We start from the raw sequence: 15948 nt of genomic DNA, 5'->3' as shown, positions 1-15948 counted from the left end.
ACACCTACTACTTAATGATCTTTAATTCTTTCGCCACTTTTTCAATCTTTTTGTAATTATCATTATTTGTTTCAATGAAGCTGTCGGTTTGGAATAAGTCGGCAATCTCTTTTTGATTACCAGTGATGGAGAGAAGGGCGTCTTTCACTTTTTTCTTTGTGCCTTTTCCGAAAACTTCTTCAACATTGCTATTAATAGTCCAGTTATAGTCGTAATAAGCAGGGGTTGTGTAGAATACCTTCACTTTATTCGTATCTACTTTTCCTTCTTTAACGGCAGCCTGCCATACCGCTTCGTTAAGGGCACCTGCTTTAAATGCGCCTGATTCCACTAATTTATAGGTTGTATCATGTGAACCTGAGAAATTAGGCTTGCCATCAAAATCCTTATTTGGATCAATTCCAGCTTCCGTTAAGAAATAACGGGGCATCAAATGTCCAGAAGTAGAGCTTTCACTGCCAAAGGTAAAAGACTTTCCTTTTAAATCTTCAAGTTTTGTAATATTTTCTGAAGCCTGTGTGATAAAAACAGAATGGAATTCAGCATCGCGTGGCCGTTGAACAATGGATTCTGCCTCAGGAACAAGATTTCTTGCCTGTACACTTGTTAATCCGCCAAACCATGCCATATGGATTTCACCGCGTTGAAAGGCTGTAACAAGGGCAGCGTAATCGACAGATGGAACGAATTCAACCTTCATGCCCGTCTTTTCGCTTAAATATTTGGCGACCGCTGTCATTCCTTTATCAAGGTCTGCTGCATTTTGGTCAGGTATCGCACCAATCTTAAACACTTCATCAGTCTTTGTTTCTTTTTTTCCTTCACTTGATTTTTCATCCTTTTGTCCGCAAGCAGCCAGTGTAAAAACAAGGATAAAAAGAATCATAACAGAAAGCCATTTTTTCATAAAATAAGAACCTCTTTTACTTTTATTTAGGCGTTGTTATATGGCACTGTTGATTGGAGCGAAGCGCCTGGAGCGCAAATCAACAACGAAGTTTAACAGAGCCTTTATTTATAATAGAAATGCTTAGCCTTTTTCATTATAAATAAAGGTTAAAAGGGAATAAATTCAATATATCTATTTATCCTATCAATACTCATCGAAAAAATAGATAGTAAAATATGTTCATAAGAAAAACCCCTGCTAAAAGGCAGGGGATTGATTGAATTTCTTAGACTGTTAATTGTGACCATTCTTCAACATTCCAAACTTTTGTAATCCAATCTTCATAAAAGTCTGGTTCGTGGCAAACTAGAACAACGGTACCTTTATAGGCTTTTAATGCCCGTTTTAATTCAGCTTTTGCGTCGATATCAAGATGGTTGGTTGGCTCATCGAATAAAATCCAGTTACTTTCATTCATCATGAGCTTGCACAGGCGTACCTTTGCTTGTTCACCACCGCTTAGCTGGCTCAATGGGCGGGAAATATGCTCATTTTTTAACCCACAGCGGGCAAGGGCTGCACGAACCTGATGCTGATCCATAGAAGGGAAGGCATTCCATACATCTTCAATAGGTGTGATGCTGCCTGCTTTAACTTCCTGTTCAAAATAAGAAGGGTAAAGGAAATCCCCACGTTCCACGGAACCATTTAATGGATCGATTTTACCAAGCATCGTTTTTAGAAGGGTTGATTTACCAACACCATTACAGCCGATAATGGCGACTTTTTCGCCACGCTCTAAAGTCATACTCATTTTCGGTAAAAGTGCGTGAGAATAACCAATTTCTAAATCCTTTGCTTCAAAAACATAACGGCTGCTGCTGCGTGACTCCTTGAATTCAAACGTTGCCTTCATTGCTGTTTCAGGTCGGTCAATCCGCTCCATCCGGTCTAATTGCTTTTGACGGCTTTTTGCACGGCCAGTTGTCGAATAGCGCGCCTTGTTTCTTGAAATAAAGTCTTCTTGCTTTTTGATAAATTCCTGTTGTTTTTCGTATGCGTTGATATGTTGGTTTTTGTTGATTTCAGCTAATTCAAGGAATTTCTCGTAGCTTGCTGTGTAACGGGTAAGCTTTGAAAATTCCAATTGAAAAATAACATTCGAAACATGATTCATAAATTCCGTATCATGGGAAATCAAAAGAAACGCATATGGGTAATCCTTTAAATAGGTTTGCAGCCAGCGAATATGCTCAACATCTAAATAGTTGGTCGGCTCGTCAAGCAACAATACTTTTGGTTGTTCCAAAAGAAGCTTGGCTAGCAGAACCTTTGTACGCTGACCGCCGCTAAGTGCTGCAACATCTCGGTCCAAACCGATAGCATCAAGTCCCAAACCACGTGCCGCTTCTTCAATTTTGATATCTAAGGAGTAAAAACCGCCTGCGTCAAGGGCATCCTGGATTTCACCCATTTGTTCTAATAATACTTCAAGCTCTTCAGGAGATGCTTCACCCATTTTTGCCGTTACTTCATTTAATTCTTTTTCTTTTTCAAAAAGAGGAAGGAAGGCGTCACGCAAGACATCACGCATCGTTTTTCCTGGTGTTAGTACGGTATGCTGATCCAAATAGCCATAATGAACTCCAGGTGTCCATTCAACACGGCCGCTATCATGGATCAATTGGTTTGTAATAATATTCATTAAGGTAGACTTACCGACTCCGTTTGCACCGACAAGTCCAACATGGTCTTCTGCTAGTAATCGAAAGGAAACGTCTTTAAATAATGTACGGTCCCCGAATGTATGTTGTAAATTTTCGACGTTTAATAAGCTCATTTTTTGTAATCCTCGCTTTGTTCAAGAATTATTACATTATTACATAATACTAGAATTTCATGGATTCGACTAGGTTTTTTGGTGTGAAAAATACTGTAAATAAATTGGGATTTGCTTTTAATGAAAAATTATTTTTCCTAATGAAGGAGTTTAATCAAGCCCCCGAGCTTGTACATATCCTATTTAAAAGGATGGGAAGAAGGGGAAGGCTTGGATTTTAACAAAGAAAGAATTTCAATTGGGACTGTTTCTGGCGGCATAATAAATTTTGGCGGGGCGGTTTTTATTTCTCCCATATCGGTTACAAAAACGTACTCAGGTTCAGGAAGTCAAAACAGTGGAGGGAGCATTACGAGAAATTCGGCGCAAAGTGCATCCATCCAAAATAATCTAACAGATTTAATAGAAATAGTAAGACGGAGCCTGGATTAGCTCCGTCTTTAATATTAGGACGCTTTTAACTCATGAACATTTGTTTGTTCTTTGCTGCGCTTTGAGACATTAAACACAATGTTTAAGAAAATGGCTGTCAAGCTGCCAGCAACAATCCCATTGTTGGTCAGAATTTTGACGCTCTCTGGCAAATGGTCAAAAAGGGTAGGAACAGCGGTTACACCAAGTCCCATGCCAACAGAACATGCGATAATCAACAGATTTTCTTGGGAAGCGAATTCAACTTTACTTAACATTTTAATTCCATAGGCGATAACCATTCCGAACATAGCCACCATTGCGCCTCCTAAAACAGGGGTAGGAATAACTGTAGTCAATGCCGCAATTTTCGGTACAAATCCTAGAAAAATAAGAATACCGCCCATCGTATAGATGACATTTTTTCCTTTGACTCCAGAAAGCTGGACAAGGCCGACGTTCTGTGAGTAGGTTGTATAAGGAAAGGCATTAAACAATGCACCTATAATACTTGCAAGACCCTCAGCACGGTAACCCTTGGTTAAATCTTTTTCCGATAATTTTTTACCCGTAATGTCACTAAGGGCAAAATAAACACCAGTCGATTCTACCAAACTTACAATGGCAACTAATGTCATTGTAATAATCGGTGTCACTTCAAAAGTAGGGGTGCCAAAGTAAAATGGTTTTACCATATGGAACCATGAAGCATCGCCCACAGCTGTAAAATTTACTTTTCCCATAATGGCCGCTGCAATAGTACCGGCAACTAAGCCCATTAAAATTGAAATGGAACGGATAAATCCTTTAGCAAATCGATAAAGCAAGATAATAAACAGTAAAGTTCCGAAAGCTAAACTAATATTCGAAAGGGAACCAAAATCAGGGCTGCCTTGACCGCCGGCTATGTTATTCATCGCAACCGGAATTAAAGTAATCCCGATAATAGTAACCACAGATCCAGTAACAACTGGAGGGAAAAATTTAATTAATTTTCCGAAGAAGCCAGAAATAAGAATCACAAAAAGGCCTGATAGAAGGATGGAGCCATAAATTGCTGAAATACCATATTGGCTACCAATTGCGATAATTGGACCTACAGCCGTAAACGTACAACCAAGGACGATGGGCAGGCCGATGCCAAAAAAGCGATTCTGCCAAACTTGTAAAATGGTTGCAATCCCGCACATTAAAATATCAATCGAAACCAAGTAGGTTAGTTGTTCACCATTAAATTTAAGGGCGCCGCCTATGATAAGCGGGACAATAACCGCTCCTGCATACATTGCTAGTACATGTTGAATTCCTAAAGAAACAATTTTGAATGGATGTTGTTTCATTAGACTAACTCCTCTACATTTTCGTTTACAAAGCTAACCTCACCGTTTGAAAGAGAGGCAACTCTTGCTAAGGATTCGACCCTTAAGCCAGCCTCTTTTAAAAGTTGAGCCCCTTCTTGAAAGGACTTTTCAATGACGATGCCAATCCCGGCAATCTTTGCACCTGCCTGCTCCACAATTTCTACTAAACCAAGTGCAGCCTGACCATTGGCGAGAAAGTCGTCAATAATAAGTACTCGATCCTCGTTTGATAAATATTTTTTTGAAAGTGAGATTTCATTTGTTTCCTTTTTAGTAAAAGAATGGACAGTGGCTGTCAATAAATCATCGTTTAGGGTTAACGATTTTCTTTTTCGAGCAAAAATAACAGGGACCTTCATATATAAACCAGCCATCACTGAAGGTGCAATGCCAGAGGATTCAATCGTAACGATTTTCGTGATTCTCTCATCAGCAAATCTTTCAGTAAATTCTTTACCTACTGCTAACATTAATTCTGGATCAATCTGATGATTTAAAAAGGAATCTACCTTTAACACATGCTCTGAAAGAACCTTTCCATCCTTTTTAATTCTGTCTTTTAATAATTCCATGATGTACCCCCTAAGAAAAATAAAAAGCCCAAAAGCCATTACCCACATCAACATTTGAGTGGGGCAATGACCTTTGGGCTTATAACCGAAAGGATAAAGAAAGAAGTCCGCAAAACACGTCTTTCTCATTACCCACTCATAGTCAGATTGTTAACGGCAATCCGGTAGAAACTTGCGGGCCATATCCCCGCGATTATATGAGTGAAACTTTTATGAATTTATTCACATTATAGCATGCTGAATAGGTAAATCAATCATTTTTTACAAAAAAACGAATAATTAAAGTTAATTAATAACTTTCGTTCGGTTTTTGGAAGAGTTTCCATGGAAAGGAACCACAAGTAAAGACAAGCATTGAATAACCATTCACTTTCATGTACTATTAATTTATGTAGTCAGAAAATTCAAAATTAATTCACCAGGAAATACTAACTAGTCAGTTAAATTGTTAGGAGGAATGAAAATGGTAGAAAAAATCCGGCCTTTTTGGCCAGACCAGCTTCCTGCCCAACTGGAATATTTGCAGGGAGAAAGGCCGCTAGTGGACTACTTAGAACAACACGGAAAACAAAGGCCTGAGGAACTGGCTTATATTTTTTACGGCACAAAGATTACCTGGGGAGAGCTTTTAGGTTATGTAAACAAGTTCTCATATTATTTGCACCATAAAGGGGTAAAGAAGGGATCCTGTGTTGCCCTTTATTTGCAAAACTGTCCGCAATATATCATCGCTCATTTTGCCATTCAAAAATTGGGCGGCATCGTCATCCCGTTAAACCCGATGTTTAAAGAAAATGAGTTGGTTTACTACTTAGAAGAAGCTCCAATAGAAGGAATCATTGCCGGTTCCGAAGGAGTTCCCCTTATCCAAAAAGCAATCGAGAAAGTACGTCCTCTGAATTTTGTTGTTACGACCAACTATGATGATTTCCTCCCAGATCAGACAGAATGGAAGTTCCCTGATGAGTTCATTTTTCCAAAGCAATCTTTTTCTGAAACAGAGCATTTTGTTGACATTCTTCAAACTGACATACCTTTTGAAGTGAAAGAAAATGTGGATTTGTGGAGTGATGCAGGCTTAATGGTATTTACCTCAGGTACTACCGGCCGTCCAAAAGGAGCGATGCTCACCTACGGGAATGCCTTATTTAAAACGGCAGCCTCAGCGCAGGCAAATGGAATAAGCCAGGATGAAATTCTTATGGCTAGTGCGCCTTTATGCCATATTGCTGGGATGGTCATGGGGTTAAATACGCCGGTTTATTCAGGAAGACCCTGCGTCTTGTTTATAAAATTCGATCCATCCGCAACCGTTGAAGCCATTGAAAAATATAAAGTCAGTTATTGGTACAGTATTGCACCGATGAACTGGGCCATCTTACAAATTCCTGGAATTGAAAAGAGAGATTTATCAAGCTTAAAAACGAATTTAGCAACAAGCTTTGGTGTTCAAGTAACGAAAGAACTCGCTGAACACTGGAAAGAGGTCACTAATGGCTGTGTTCTATATGAAGCCGCTTACGGATTAAGTGAGACCCACACCTGTGATACTTTTATGCCTAAGGAAAAAATTAAATTTGGATCCTGCGGCATTCCGGTTTATGATACGGAAATTCGCATAATCAATCTTGAAACAGGTGAAGAGCAGCCTCCCGGTATACAAGGGGAAATAATCGTAAAAAATCCGGGTGTGTTTAAAGGTTATTTAAACCGCCCCGATGCCACTGCCGAAACATTAAGGAATGGATGGGTTCATACCGGAGACATTGGCTCCCTTGATGAAGATGGCTATTTATTTTTTCAGGGCCGAGTAAAAGAAATGATCAAATGCTCTGGATATAGTATTTTTCCGGAAGATGTAGAAGCTCTTCTCAACTTACATCCCGCCATTCGTCAATCCGCAGTGATCGGTGTTCCTGACCCAGTAAAAGGGGAAGTGGTTAAAGCCTTTGTAGTGTTGAAGAACACGGAAAAAGAAAAAGTAATGCCTGACGATATTATCATGTGGGCGAAAATGAATATGGCCGCCTATAAATATCCTCGCTATGTTGACATAATTGACCAGCTTCCAGCTACACCGTCTGGGAAAGTACTTAGAAAATTGTTAAAAGAGAATTAGGAGAGGGAACTCATGGACTATTTACAGCAATTAACTGGTGAACTTCAGGCAAAAAAAGAAGCGGCCCTTTTAGGCGGAGGCCATGAAAAAAAAGCGGCTCAGCATGGCAAGGGATTGCGAACGGCAAGAGAGAGAATTGAAATGTTAGCTGACCACGGCACTTTCATGGAGTTTGGTATGTTAAATACTTCGGATGTAAAAGGTACGGAACATAAAAGCTATGGTGACGGACTAATTGCCGGTGTAGGGAAAGTGAATGGGAGACCTGCCGTTATCCAAGCGGGAGATAAGACCGTTTTTGCTGGCACAGAAGGGAATGTCCACATTAGGAAATCGAAAAGCCTTCATGAATTTGCCGTAAAAAATGGGCTGCCGATTTTTTCACTTCATGAAGGCGGCGGCCTCAGGATGCCAGATGGAATGGGCTCGGATGGAATTAGTGATAAATTATTCCCGAGAGAAATGTTAACGCTTCATCGTCAAGTCCCTACGATGACGGCTATTTTAGGCGACAGCTTTGGGGGGCCGACATGGGCTGCGGTGTCTTCCGATTTTGTTACCCAGCTTCACGGAACTTGCATGGCGATAGCGGGGCCGCGAATGCTTGAGCTTGCTAACGGCCAAAAATTGTCACCGGAAGAATTGGGCGGTGTCGATGTGCATCATCGTTATACAGGACAAATTGATGAGGATGGGGCCACTGAAGAAGAGTGCATAGAGCAATTAAAAACCTATTTTTCATATATGCCGCAAAATGCAGGAGAAAGGCCCCGAATGAAGGCAACTACCGATGATCCTTATCGTTTAGTCGATGAAGTTTTGACCATCTTACCACAGCAAAGCAACCGCGTTTATTATATGAAGAAAATCATTGATTTAATTGTAGATGATGGTATTACCTTTGAGTATCAGAGGAAGTTTGGAAAAGGATTGATTACTGCTTTTGCCCATTTGAACGGTCATGTTGTCGGAATCATTGCAAACCAGCCAAGTCATTATGCCGGTGCTCCCGGACCCCAGGAATGTCAAAAGGCTACTGAATTTATTTGTCTGTGCGATTCCTATCATATTCCGCTCATTTTTCTCCATGATACACCGGGTTTCCGGATCAGCAGCGAAGCGGAAAAAGCAAAGATGCCCACGAAAATTATGGTTTGGAATCAAGCGCTGGCCTTATCATCCGTACCGAAAATATCCGTGGTTATTCGTAAAAGTATTGGTGCGGCTTATGGTAATATGTGCGGGCCTGGCATGGGCGGGGATTTGGTCGTAGCTTGGCCAACAGCAGAAATTAATTTTACCGGACCAGAGGTTGGAGTAAACGTTGTATTCGGTAGAGAGTTGGCACGTTCAGAAAATCCAAGCGAACAACGTAAAAAACTTTTAGAGCTTTGGTCCTTTGATAGTTCCCCGTATAAAGCGGCAGCCAAACATTTAATCGATGATGTCATTCAGCCAAATGAAACAAGAAAATTCCTCTGTCAATCGCTTGAATATTTATTAACATCAAAAAGAGAAAAAAGCGAAAGACTCTTAGCAACATGGCCGACCGGAATCTAAATGATAAAAGCAAGAACCTTTCCAAATGGATTGGTTCTTTTTCTTTGCAACGGACTGTTCAAAATATCCTAACCGTCAATTGGGCAATCTAAAATCATAAAATTATTTTTATTTTTTTGTCCTCTACGTATGAACATTTTATAAAAAGTGTGATAAAGTATATTACAGGAATCCTTTAACAAAGGCTTTTACGAAGATATCAGTGTCTTTTTGGAGTGGACAAATGTATTTTTTTAAACGACAAAGGGATGCTCAGATAATATTAGGGGGTATTGAAAATGTCCAGTAACATTTTGGAGAAATTTTTAAACGAAAACCTTGAAGATTTAAAAGGCAAAGGCCTTTACAATGTAATAGACCCATTAGAAAGTCCAAACGGACCGATGATTACCATTAACGGTAAAGAACTTGTTAATCTTTCTTCTAATAATTATTTAGGTCTGGCAACAGACGAGCGTTTAAAAAAAGCTGCCGCTCTAGCGATTGAGCAGTATGGTGTCGGTGCAGGAGCCGTTCGGACCATTAATGGAACGCTTAAGCTTCATGTTGAATTAGAGGAAAAGCTGGCTGAATTTAAACATACAGAAGCAGCGATTGCGTACCAATCCGGATTTAATTGTAATATGGCCGCCATTTCAGCCGTAATGGATAAAAATGATGCGATTTTATCAGATGAATTGAACCATGCCTCCATCATTGACGGCTGCAGACTTTCAAAAGCAAAAATAATCCGCTTCAACCACTCTGACATGGAAGATTTACGAGCAAAAGCGATGGAAGCAAAAGAATCTGGCCAATACAATAAAATCATGGTTATTACCGATGGCGTATTTTCCATGGATGGCGATGTGGCCTTATTACCTGAAATCGTAAAAATTGCAGAAGAATTTGATTTAATTACATATGTCGATGATGCCCATGGTTCTGGTGTTCTTGGGGAAGGAGCAGGGACAGTCAAGCATTTTGGCTTGTCTGACAAGATTGATTTCCAAATTGGAACACTTTCAAAAGCAATTGGGGTTGTCGGCGGTTATGTTGCCGGGAAGAAAAACCTGATTGACTGGTTAAAGGTTCGCAGTCGTCCTTTCCTATTTTCAACCTCATTAACTCCGGCAGATGTAGCTGCAAGTAAAAAGTCAATTGAAATCTTAATGGAAAGCACTGAGCTAAATCAAAAGCTTTGGGAAAACGGCAACTATCTGAAAAAAGGCTTAAAGGAATTAGGTTTTAATATCGGCAACAGCGAAACACCAATTACACCGTGTATCATTGGAGAAGAATCACTTACCCAACAATTTAGCAAGCGGTTAAATGAAGAAGGCGTTTATGCAAAAGCGATTGTTTTCCCGACGGTACCTCAAGGTACAGGACGGGTCCGCAATATGCCAACTGCGGCACATACAAAAGAAATGCTGGAAAAGGCTATTTCCATATATGAAAAAGTCGGCAAAGAAATGGGTATTATTTAAGACTAAATTGATTGAGGTGGAGGAGCATCATGAAGCGAATATTAATTACAGGTGCATTAGGGCAAATTGGCTCTGAATTAACGATGAAGCTAAGAGATATATACGGTACAGACAATGTAATTGCTACAGATATTAAAAAGAATGATAGTGAAGCGGCCCAAAGCGGTCCATTTGAGGTCGTAGACGTAACCGATTTAAAATCCATGGTTGAGATTGCTAAAAAATATAAAGTTGATACGGTTATGCATTTAGCCGCACTTCTATCTGCTACTGCTGAAGAGAAACCTGTATTTGCTTGGAATTTAAATATGGGCGGGTTAATGAATGCCCTTGAAACAGCTAGGGAGTTAAAGGCACAATTTTTCACACCAAGCTCAATCGGAGCTTTTGGTCCAACTACACCAAAGGATGCAACACCGCAGGATACCATTATGCGCCCTACCACCATGTATGGGGTTAATAAAGTAGCAGGCGAGTTATTGTCTGATTACTACTTCCATAAATTTGGGGTCGACACACGTGGATTGCGTTTTCCTGGCTTAATTTCATACGTTGCCTTACCAGGCGGAGGAACGACAGATTATGCCGTTGAAATTTACTATGAAGCAGTCAAAAATGGGAAATACACATCATACATTGATAAAGGCACTTTCATGGATATGATGTATATGCCAGATGCATTGAATGCGATTATCGACTTAATGGAAGCAGACGCATCCAAATTAATTCATAGGAATTCATTTAATGTTAGTTCGATGAGCTTTGATCCTGAAGAAATTGCTGCAAGTATTCGTAAGTACATCCCTGGATTTAAAATTGCCTATAAGGTGGATCCTGCCCGTCAAAAGATTGCCGATAGCTGGCCAAATTCCATTGATTCTGCGGCAGCAAAAGAAGAATGGGGCTTTAAATTCGACTACGACTTAGACAAAATGACGAAGGATATGCTTGAAAAGCTGCAACAAAAATTACAAATGAAAATACCTAGTTAAAAAGAAAAGCGAAAGTGCCCGTTTAGCGACGTATGGCCTCCTCGAAAAAGCTCACGCTTTTTCTTCGTGCGATGCTTATGCTGCCGAAGCGTTCCTTGTGGAGCGCTCCAACTGAGATAAAGGAAACACGAAGAGCGTCAGCGATTCGATGTTGACTTATCGTAGGGCGGAGAACGAAGGACACTTGTCGCTGGGCGCTGGAGCTGGACAATTCTCAAAGTCGAATTGTATACTTACTTATCTATTACAAAAAACAGCGAAGGAAGCCTTCGCTGTTTATCTTTTTACATAAATAAGTTTATCTTTTTTCTCTGTTACTCTTCCAATAATCGATGCTTGTACTAATCCATTTGAATAGAGTCCTTTTATATATTGCTGTGCTTCTGATTCACTTATGGAAACGAGAAGACCTCCAGAAGTAATGGCATCACAAAGGACTAGCTGCTCTTCAGGAAGAATCTCTTCATAAGCAACATCATCATTTAACCATTTATGATTCGATTTTGAACCCCCAGGTACAACACCATTCTTCGCAAGTTCAACAGCGCCTTCTAAGACAGGTACTTGTGAACATGATATTTCGAAGCTGACATTGCTGCCGCGAGCCATTTCGCTGCCATGTCCTAGTAATCCAAATCCTGTAACATCCGTTACGGCATGAGGGGTAAAGTCTGTTAAAACTTGTGCGGCAGTTTTATTGAGCATGGCCATAGTTTCTGTGACAGCTCGTTCCTGCTCTTTATTTACAGCACTTCTTTTAATTCCGGTAGTAAGGATGCCAACCCCAATCGGTTTTGTTAAAACAAGTACATCCCCTGGCCTTGCCCCAACATTTTTCCAAACCTTATCAGGATGGACAATACCTGTCACTGATAGTCCGAACTTCGGTTCTTGGTCATCGATTGAATGGCCGCCGACAGTAATCGCTCCAGCTTCCTTTACCTTGTCAGCAGCACCGCGGAGAATTTCCGCCAACATATCAGCACCAAGTTTTTTGATTGGGAATCCGACAATGTTTAGGACTGTTTTCGGTTCACCGCCCATTGCATAAACATCGCTTAATGAATTGGCCGCCGCAATCTGTCCAAACATATAAGGATCATCCACAATCGGGGTAAAGTAATCGACCGTTTGAATTAAGGCAATTGTGTCTGTTAAACGGTATACACCGGCATCATCGCTTGTTTCATGTCCCACTAACAATTCAGGGACTGGGTCTTGTTTTGGTAATTGACGCAAAACTTGCGCCAGGTCCTCAGGACCAATTTTGCAGCCTCAACCAGCTTTTGTTGATAAAGAAGTCAGGCGAATTTTTTCTTGTTCACTCATAACATGTCCACCTCCACTTAAATAGTATAACAATATCGCTTATAGGAGCAAAACATTTGCGGTAGAATAAGCTGTAAGATAAAATGTTTCTACTATAGAAAGATTAGACAGAATTAAAGGGGGTACATATATGAAAAATTATCATGTGATTGTTGAATTTTGCATGCAATGAAACTATGCACCAAAAGCCGCGAGTTTCGCGGAAGAACTATTTAACCATTTTTTTCGTGATATAAAAAAGATGGAGCTTATCCCAAGTTCAGGTGGCGCTTTTGAAGTTACGGTCAACGGGGAGAAGATCTATTCTAAACTTGATACGGGGATTTTTCCGGATACAGAAGAAATCATTGAAATTATAGCATCAAAATAAATAAAACCCTCATACCAAAACGGTTATGAGGGTTTTAAAATTTTGCAGTAATATTATTATGTAATCTACTGCAAAAAAAGAAATTAAGGCAGTGTAATGTAACGATTTTTTCCAAGTCCCTTTTCAGTTTTTGAAATAAATATCTCTAACACTCCGTTTTTAAAGGCTGCGCTTACTTTATGATCAATAATGGAGAAGGGGAAATCGATGGTACGTACTCTTGGTGAGGATGCTGCGGATAAAGAAGAGGTTGGTTTTTGCGCTGTTATATCAAGTCTTCGATCTACCATTTTCACGGTTATTTCTGAGCTGTCATATTCATCCAGTACCGCTTCAACAATCCAATCGTCATCTGTTTCATATAAGTCAATGCGAAATTGGGTAAAATCACATAAGGATGTTAGTGGATCCAAAAAGTAGTTTTTCATCCATTTTTCCACTAGTTCATAATCGATGGATCGATTTTGAGCAGTATTCCTTTTTTTCATTTCCATATCCTCCTTGCTCGTTTCATATTATTCATCAGCCATAAAAACGTGAAAATGTTATAATAAAATAAATATTTCACCTAACTAGTAACCATTGCGAAGGAGTTTTGATCATGAAGGAATGGCTTCGTTCGATCCCACCTGTACATGAGTTACAGAACCATCATCGGTTTTTGTTGCTCTTAGAGGAAAGCCGTTTGGATTTTGTTCAACTTTCGAAACAGATGAAAGAAGTAATAGATGAAATTAGGTTTTCGATATTAAATGGAGATTGGCAAAAAGCAAAACCTGGTACATTGGAATTTATTAATGAAGTTTTTGACTCGCTTGAAAAAAGATTAAGATCCCATTTTTCTTTTACACTCGAACAAGTCGTAAATGCGACAGGGACGATTTTACATACGAACCTTGGAAGAGCAAGATTAAGTGAAAGTGCTATTCAACATGTGGTGGATACCGCGAGAAATTACTCGAATCTTGAATATAAACTGCCCGAAGGTGAACGAGGCTCTCGTCATAGTCATGTTGAAGCATTAATCAAAGATATTACAGGTGCAGAGGCAGCCATGGTGGTCAACAATAATGCCGCAGCGGTTTATCTTGTTTTAAGGGCCTTTGCAGAGAAAAAAGAAGTTATTGTCTCGCGCGGACAGTTAGTTGAAATTGGCGGTTCGTTCCGGATTTCTTCGATTATGGAAGAAAGCGGCGCAAATCTTGTAGAAGTAGGAACAACCAATAAAACTCATCTTTACGACTATGAAAAAGCCATAAGCCCTGAAACCGCTATTGTTATGAAGGTACATACAAGTAATTTCAAGGTTGTCGGCTTTACAAAATCAGTCGAGACCGAGGATTTAGTGGATTTGACCAAAAAGCTGGATCATGTGATTTTTTATGAAGATCTAGGCAGTGGAGCTCTTTTCGACTTTAAAAAACATGGGATCGGCGAGGAACCGGTGGTAAAAGAGGTTCTTGAAATGGGAGCGGACGTTGTGACTTTTAGCGGTGACAAACTGCTGGGCGGACCTCAGGCTGGGATTATTGCTGGGAAAAAGGCAATAATAGACCAATTGAAAAAACATCAGTTAGCTAGAGTCCTTCGGGTTGATAAGATGACTCTTGCCGCCTTAGAAGGGACGTTAATCGATTATGCCCGCGGCGACAAAGCGGTTCAGAATATCCCTGTAATTCGTGATTTGTTAGTTACACTTAATGAATTAGACGTAAGATGTTACGGTTTTGTTACAAACTTATTACAAAGAACTAATGAATATGAAACAAAAATTTTTCAAGATACAAGCCAGGTAGGCGGAGGAACTATGCCTGATGTAACTTTGCCAACTATGGTCATTGCTTTAAAACATAATTCCATTTCTGCCGAGCAGCTTGGAAGGAAACTGCGCACCGAAACCAAGCCTGCAATTATAGGAAGAATACAAAAGGACGATTTTTTAATTGATCTAAGGACTGTTACAGCTGAAGAGGAAGCAATTTTAATTGAAGCTTTGGTAAAAATTTAAGCGATACCCCCCTCATTATGGGTGAGGGGGGTATTCGATTACATGTCATGGTGTGAATTATGTTTGGCGCGGGTATGATTTCGATTCTTCACTTTATGAGAACCGCTCATAGGCTCTGGCTGTCCGGATTGTTTTGGAGCATTTTTACGCATATCTTTTCCATCGTTTTTGTTGGCCATTTTTTCATCCCTCCTATCAGTTAGGATGCAGAGCTTAAGTCTTTTTATGCTGAATATTTTTTATCGTTCTGTGCATTTTAACGGTATACAATTTTAAGGAGTGAATCATAAAATGGCAGACAAATTCCCATATCATAAAGATAAGCAGCAGGCATTCCAAGCTGCTCAGCAAGGATATGAAAATGCACAAGGTTTATTTGAAACGATCGTCAGCGATAGTGCCAGCTATGGGCATCAGTTAAAGCACTTAAAAGACGAAGTAAACGAAGCCTATCAGCAAATTGAAAACGCACTTGAAGTTGCATCTGAGCATCAACGCGCTCAATTAGAACGTTTTCAGCAAGATTTACAGTCCATGGTAACTGAAGTTAATCAAACAGAATAGGAAAAAGCAGGCGGAATGTCCGCCTGCTTTTATTGATTTTTCTTGCGCTTTTTATTGTTCATTCTTTCCTTAGCTGTTAATTCCGGTTCACTTGCCAATTCCTCATTGTAACCGGCACCTTTTCCTTGTCCCTTGGCTGCATTCATCCCTGGAATGACATGATTAGACTTTCGTTTAACCACATAATCACCTCCTAATAATGTTACTATTTCCTTTCAAGTTAAAAAAATGACAATTAAAAAGTTTTTTGAGATAATAATAAAGAAAGAAGATATTTTCCCATTGCAAAAAACTAAGTAGCTTTGACAACATTTTCAAAATATTCAGAACAACTTACATAAAAAAACATAAGAAAAACTTATCAACCGCAATAACTTTCTTGTTATTTACTTATGTAATAGGTTGTATTAAGATAAGAATTGTGAGAAAAGTGAAGCAGGATGGGAAAATTCAAACTTTTCAAC

Annotated in this window: 16 protein-coding genes and 1 riboswitch; of the genes, 8 read left to right on the top strand and 8 right to left on the bottom strand. The window is 39.7% G+C overall.

Going from position 1 to position 15948, the window contains the following annotated elements:
• Positions 1 to 7 precede the first annotated feature (7 nt).
• Both ACIFOT_RS23210 and ACIFOT_RS23205 read right to left on the bottom strand, forming a co-directional pair.
• The gene (locus ACIFOT_RS23210) at positions 8 to 907 is read right to left on the bottom strand and encodes a putative selenate ABC transporter substrate-binding protein (RefSeq protein WP_430068456.1); all 900 of its coding nucleotides are present in this window, start codon (positions 905 to 907) and stop codon (positions 8 to 10) included.
• Positions 908 to 1175: 268 nt separating this feature from the next.
• Positions 1176 to 2729 (bottom strand): ABC-F family ATP-binding cassette domain-containing protein, encoded by a 1554-nt coding sequence (locus ACIFOT_RS23205; RefSeq protein ID WP_430068454.1) that lies wholly within the window; start codon positions 2727 to 2729, stop codon positions 1176 to 1178.
• 210 nt (positions 2730 to 2939) lie between these two features.
• Here ACIFOT_RS23205 and ACIFOT_RS23200 point away from each other — a divergent pair, with 210 nt between their 5' ends.
• A complete protein-coding gene (locus ACIFOT_RS23200; RefSeq protein WP_430068452.1) occupies positions 2940 to 3161 on the top strand; it encodes a spore germination protein in 222 nt (73 codons plus the stop codon).
• 14 nt (positions 3162 to 3175) lie between these two features.
• On the opposite strand, the gene ACIFOT_RS23195 is transcribed toward ACIFOT_RS23200, so the two are convergent.
• Positions 3176 to 4480 (bottom strand): nucleobase:cation symporter-2 family protein, encoded by a 1305-nt coding sequence (locus ACIFOT_RS23195; RefSeq protein WP_430068449.1) that lies wholly within the window; start codon positions 4478 to 4480, stop codon positions 3176 to 3178.
• On the bottom strand, positions 4480 to 5073 hold the full coding sequence (locus tag ACIFOT_RS23190) for a xanthine phosphoribosyltransferase (protein WP_430068446.1): 594 nt from the start codon (positions 5071 to 5073) through the stop codon (positions 4480 to 4482). The genes ACIFOT_RS23195 and ACIFOT_RS23190 overlap by 1 nt, the downstream gene beginning before the upstream one ends.
• Before the next feature lie 119 nt (positions 5074 to 5192).
• Positions 5193 to 5294: riboswitch (purine riboswitch) on the bottom strand.
• A 242-nt stretch (positions 5295 to 5536) separates the two neighbouring features.
• Between ACIFOT_RS23190 and ACIFOT_RS23185 the strand changes: the two genes are divergently transcribed.
• The 4 genes from ACIFOT_RS23185 to ACIFOT_RS23170 all read left to right on the top strand — a co-directional run bounded on the left by ACIFOT_RS23185 (position 5537) and on the right by ACIFOT_RS23170 (position 11213).
• A complete protein-coding gene (locus ACIFOT_RS23185; protein WP_430068444.1) occupies positions 5537 to 7192 on the top strand; it encodes an AMP-binding protein in 1656 nt (551 codons plus the stop codon).
• 12 nt (positions 7193 to 7204) lie between these two features.
• The gene (locus tag ACIFOT_RS23180) at positions 7205 to 8752 is read left to right on the top strand and encodes an acyl-CoA carboxylase subunit beta (RefSeq protein ID WP_430068442.1); all 1548 of its coding nucleotides are present in this window, start codon (positions 7205 to 7207) and stop codon (positions 8750 to 8752) included.
• Positions 8753 to 9030: 278 nt separating this feature from the next.
• Positions 9031 to 10221 carry a glycine C-acetyltransferase gene (locus tag ACIFOT_RS23175; protein WP_430068439.1) on the top strand — a complete coding sequence of 397 codons (1191 nt, stop codon included), beginning with the start codon at positions 9031 to 9033 and terminating at the stop codon, positions 10219 to 10221.
• 29 nt (positions 10222 to 10250) lie between these two features.
• Entirely contained in the window at positions 10251 to 11213 is a 963-nt protein-coding gene (locus ACIFOT_RS23170; protein WP_430068436.1) for an L-threonine 3-dehydrogenase, read from the top strand.
• Positions 11214 to 11489: 276 nt separating this feature from the next.
• Here ACIFOT_RS23170 and selD read toward each other — a convergent pair whose 3' ends face one another.
• Positions 11490 to 12542: a selenide, water dikinase SelD gene (gene selD / locus ACIFOT_RS23165; RefSeq protein ID WP_430068433.1), complete on the bottom strand. Its 1053-nt coding sequence runs from the start codon at positions 12540 to 12542 to the stop codon at positions 11490 to 11492.
• A 130-nt stretch (positions 12543 to 12672) separates the two neighbouring features.
• On the opposite strand from selD, the gene ACIFOT_RS23160 reads away from it, so the two are divergent.
• Positions 12673 to 12912 (top strand): Rdx family protein, encoded by a 240-nt coding sequence (locus ACIFOT_RS23160; protein ID WP_430068430.1) that lies wholly within the window; start codon positions 12673 to 12675, stop codon positions 12910 to 12912.
• Positions 12913 to 12995: 83 nt separating this feature from the next.
• Here the strand turns inward: ACIFOT_RS23160 and ACIFOT_RS23155 are convergent, their stop codons facing one another.
• On the bottom strand, positions 12996 to 13400 hold the full coding sequence (locus ACIFOT_RS23155; RefSeq protein WP_430068428.1) for an Hsp20/alpha crystallin family protein: 405 nt from the start codon (positions 13398 to 13400) through the stop codon (positions 12996 to 12998).
• Positions 13401 to 13513: 113 nt separating this feature from the next.
• Between ACIFOT_RS23155 and selA the strand changes: the two genes are divergently transcribed.
• Positions 13514 to 14920, top strand: a complete 1407-nt coding sequence (gene selA / locus ACIFOT_RS23150) for an L-seryl-tRNA(Sec) selenium transferase (protein ID WP_430068425.1) — start codon at positions 13514 to 13516, stop codon at positions 14918 to 14920.
• Positions 14921 to 14958: 38 nt separating this feature from the next.
• Here selA and ACIFOT_RS23145 read toward each other — a convergent pair whose 3' ends face one another.
• Complete coding sequence (locus tag ACIFOT_RS23145) at positions 14959 to 15099, bottom strand: small acid-soluble spore protein P (RefSeq protein WP_335443640.1); 141 nt, start codon at positions 15097 to 15099, stop codon at positions 14959 to 14961.
• A gap of 112 nt (positions 15100 to 15211) precedes the next feature.
• Here ACIFOT_RS23145 and ACIFOT_RS23140 point away from each other — a divergent pair, with 112 nt between their 5' ends.
• Entirely contained in the window at positions 15212 to 15484 is a 273-nt protein-coding gene (locus tag ACIFOT_RS23140; RefSeq protein WP_430068422.1) for a hypothetical protein, read from the top strand.
• A 29-nt stretch (positions 15485 to 15513) separates the two neighbouring features.
• Here the strand turns inward: ACIFOT_RS23140 and sspO are convergent, their stop codons facing one another.
• On the bottom strand, positions 15514 to 15666 hold the full coding sequence (gene sspO, locus ACIFOT_RS23135; protein ID WP_430068419.1) for a small acid-soluble spore protein O: 153 nt from the start codon (positions 15664 to 15666) through the stop codon (positions 15514 to 15516).
• Positions 15667 to 15948: the final 282 nt, after the last annotated feature.

This window comes from Neobacillus sp. NRS-1170 (assembly GCF_050468025.1).
This window is presented reverse-complemented; position numbering and strand designations above follow the sequence as displayed.

Excerpts from the sequence above, each read along its gene's own strand:
- ACIFOT_RS23155 (WP_430068428.1), bottom strand. The coding sequence starts at position 13,400 with ATGAAAAAAAGGAATACTGCTCAAAATCGATCCATCGATTATGAACTA.
- ACIFOT_RS23145 (WP_335443640.1), bottom strand. The coding sequence starts at position 15,099 with ATGGCCAACAAAAACGATGGAAAAGATATGCGTAAAAATGCTCCAAAA.
- ACIFOT_RS23140 (WP_430068422.1), top strand. The coding sequence starts at position 15,212 with ATGGCAGACAAATTCCCATATCATAAAGATAAGCAGCAGGCATTCCAA.
- ACIFOT_RS23175 (WP_430068439.1), top strand. The coding sequence starts at position 9,031 with ATGTCCAGTAACATTTTGGAGAAATTTTTAAACGAAAACCTTGAAGAT.
- selA (WP_430068425.1), top strand. The coding sequence starts at position 13,514 with ATGAAGGAATGGCTTCGTTCGATCCCACCTGTACATGAGTTACAGAAC.
- ACIFOT_RS23185 (WP_430068444.1), top strand. The coding sequence starts at position 5,537 with ATGGTAGAAAAAATCCGGCCTTTTTGGCCAGACCAGCTTCCTGCCCAA.
- ACIFOT_RS23180 (WP_430068442.1), top strand. The coding sequence starts at position 7,205 with ATGGACTATTTACAGCAATTAACTGGTGAACTTCAGGCAAAAAAAGAA.
- ACIFOT_RS23190 (WP_430068446.1), bottom strand. The coding sequence starts at position 5,073 with ATGGAATTATTAAAAGACAGAATTAAAAAGGATGGAAAGGTTCTTTCA.
- ACIFOT_RS23210 (WP_430068456.1), bottom strand. The coding sequence starts at position 907 with ATGAAAAAATGGCTTTCTGTTATGATTCTTTTTATCCTTGTTTTTACA.
- ACIFOT_RS23170 (WP_430068436.1), top strand. The coding sequence starts at position 10,251 with ATGAAGCGAATATTAATTACAGGTGCATTAGGGCAAATTGGCTCTGAA.
- ACIFOT_RS23205 (WP_430068454.1), bottom strand. The coding sequence starts at position 2,729 with ATGAGCTTATTAAACGTCGAAAATTTACAACATACATTCGGGGACCGT.
- ACIFOT_RS23195 (WP_430068449.1), bottom strand. The coding sequence starts at position 4,480 with ATGAAACAACATCCATTCAAAATTGTTTCTTTAGGAATTCAACATGTA.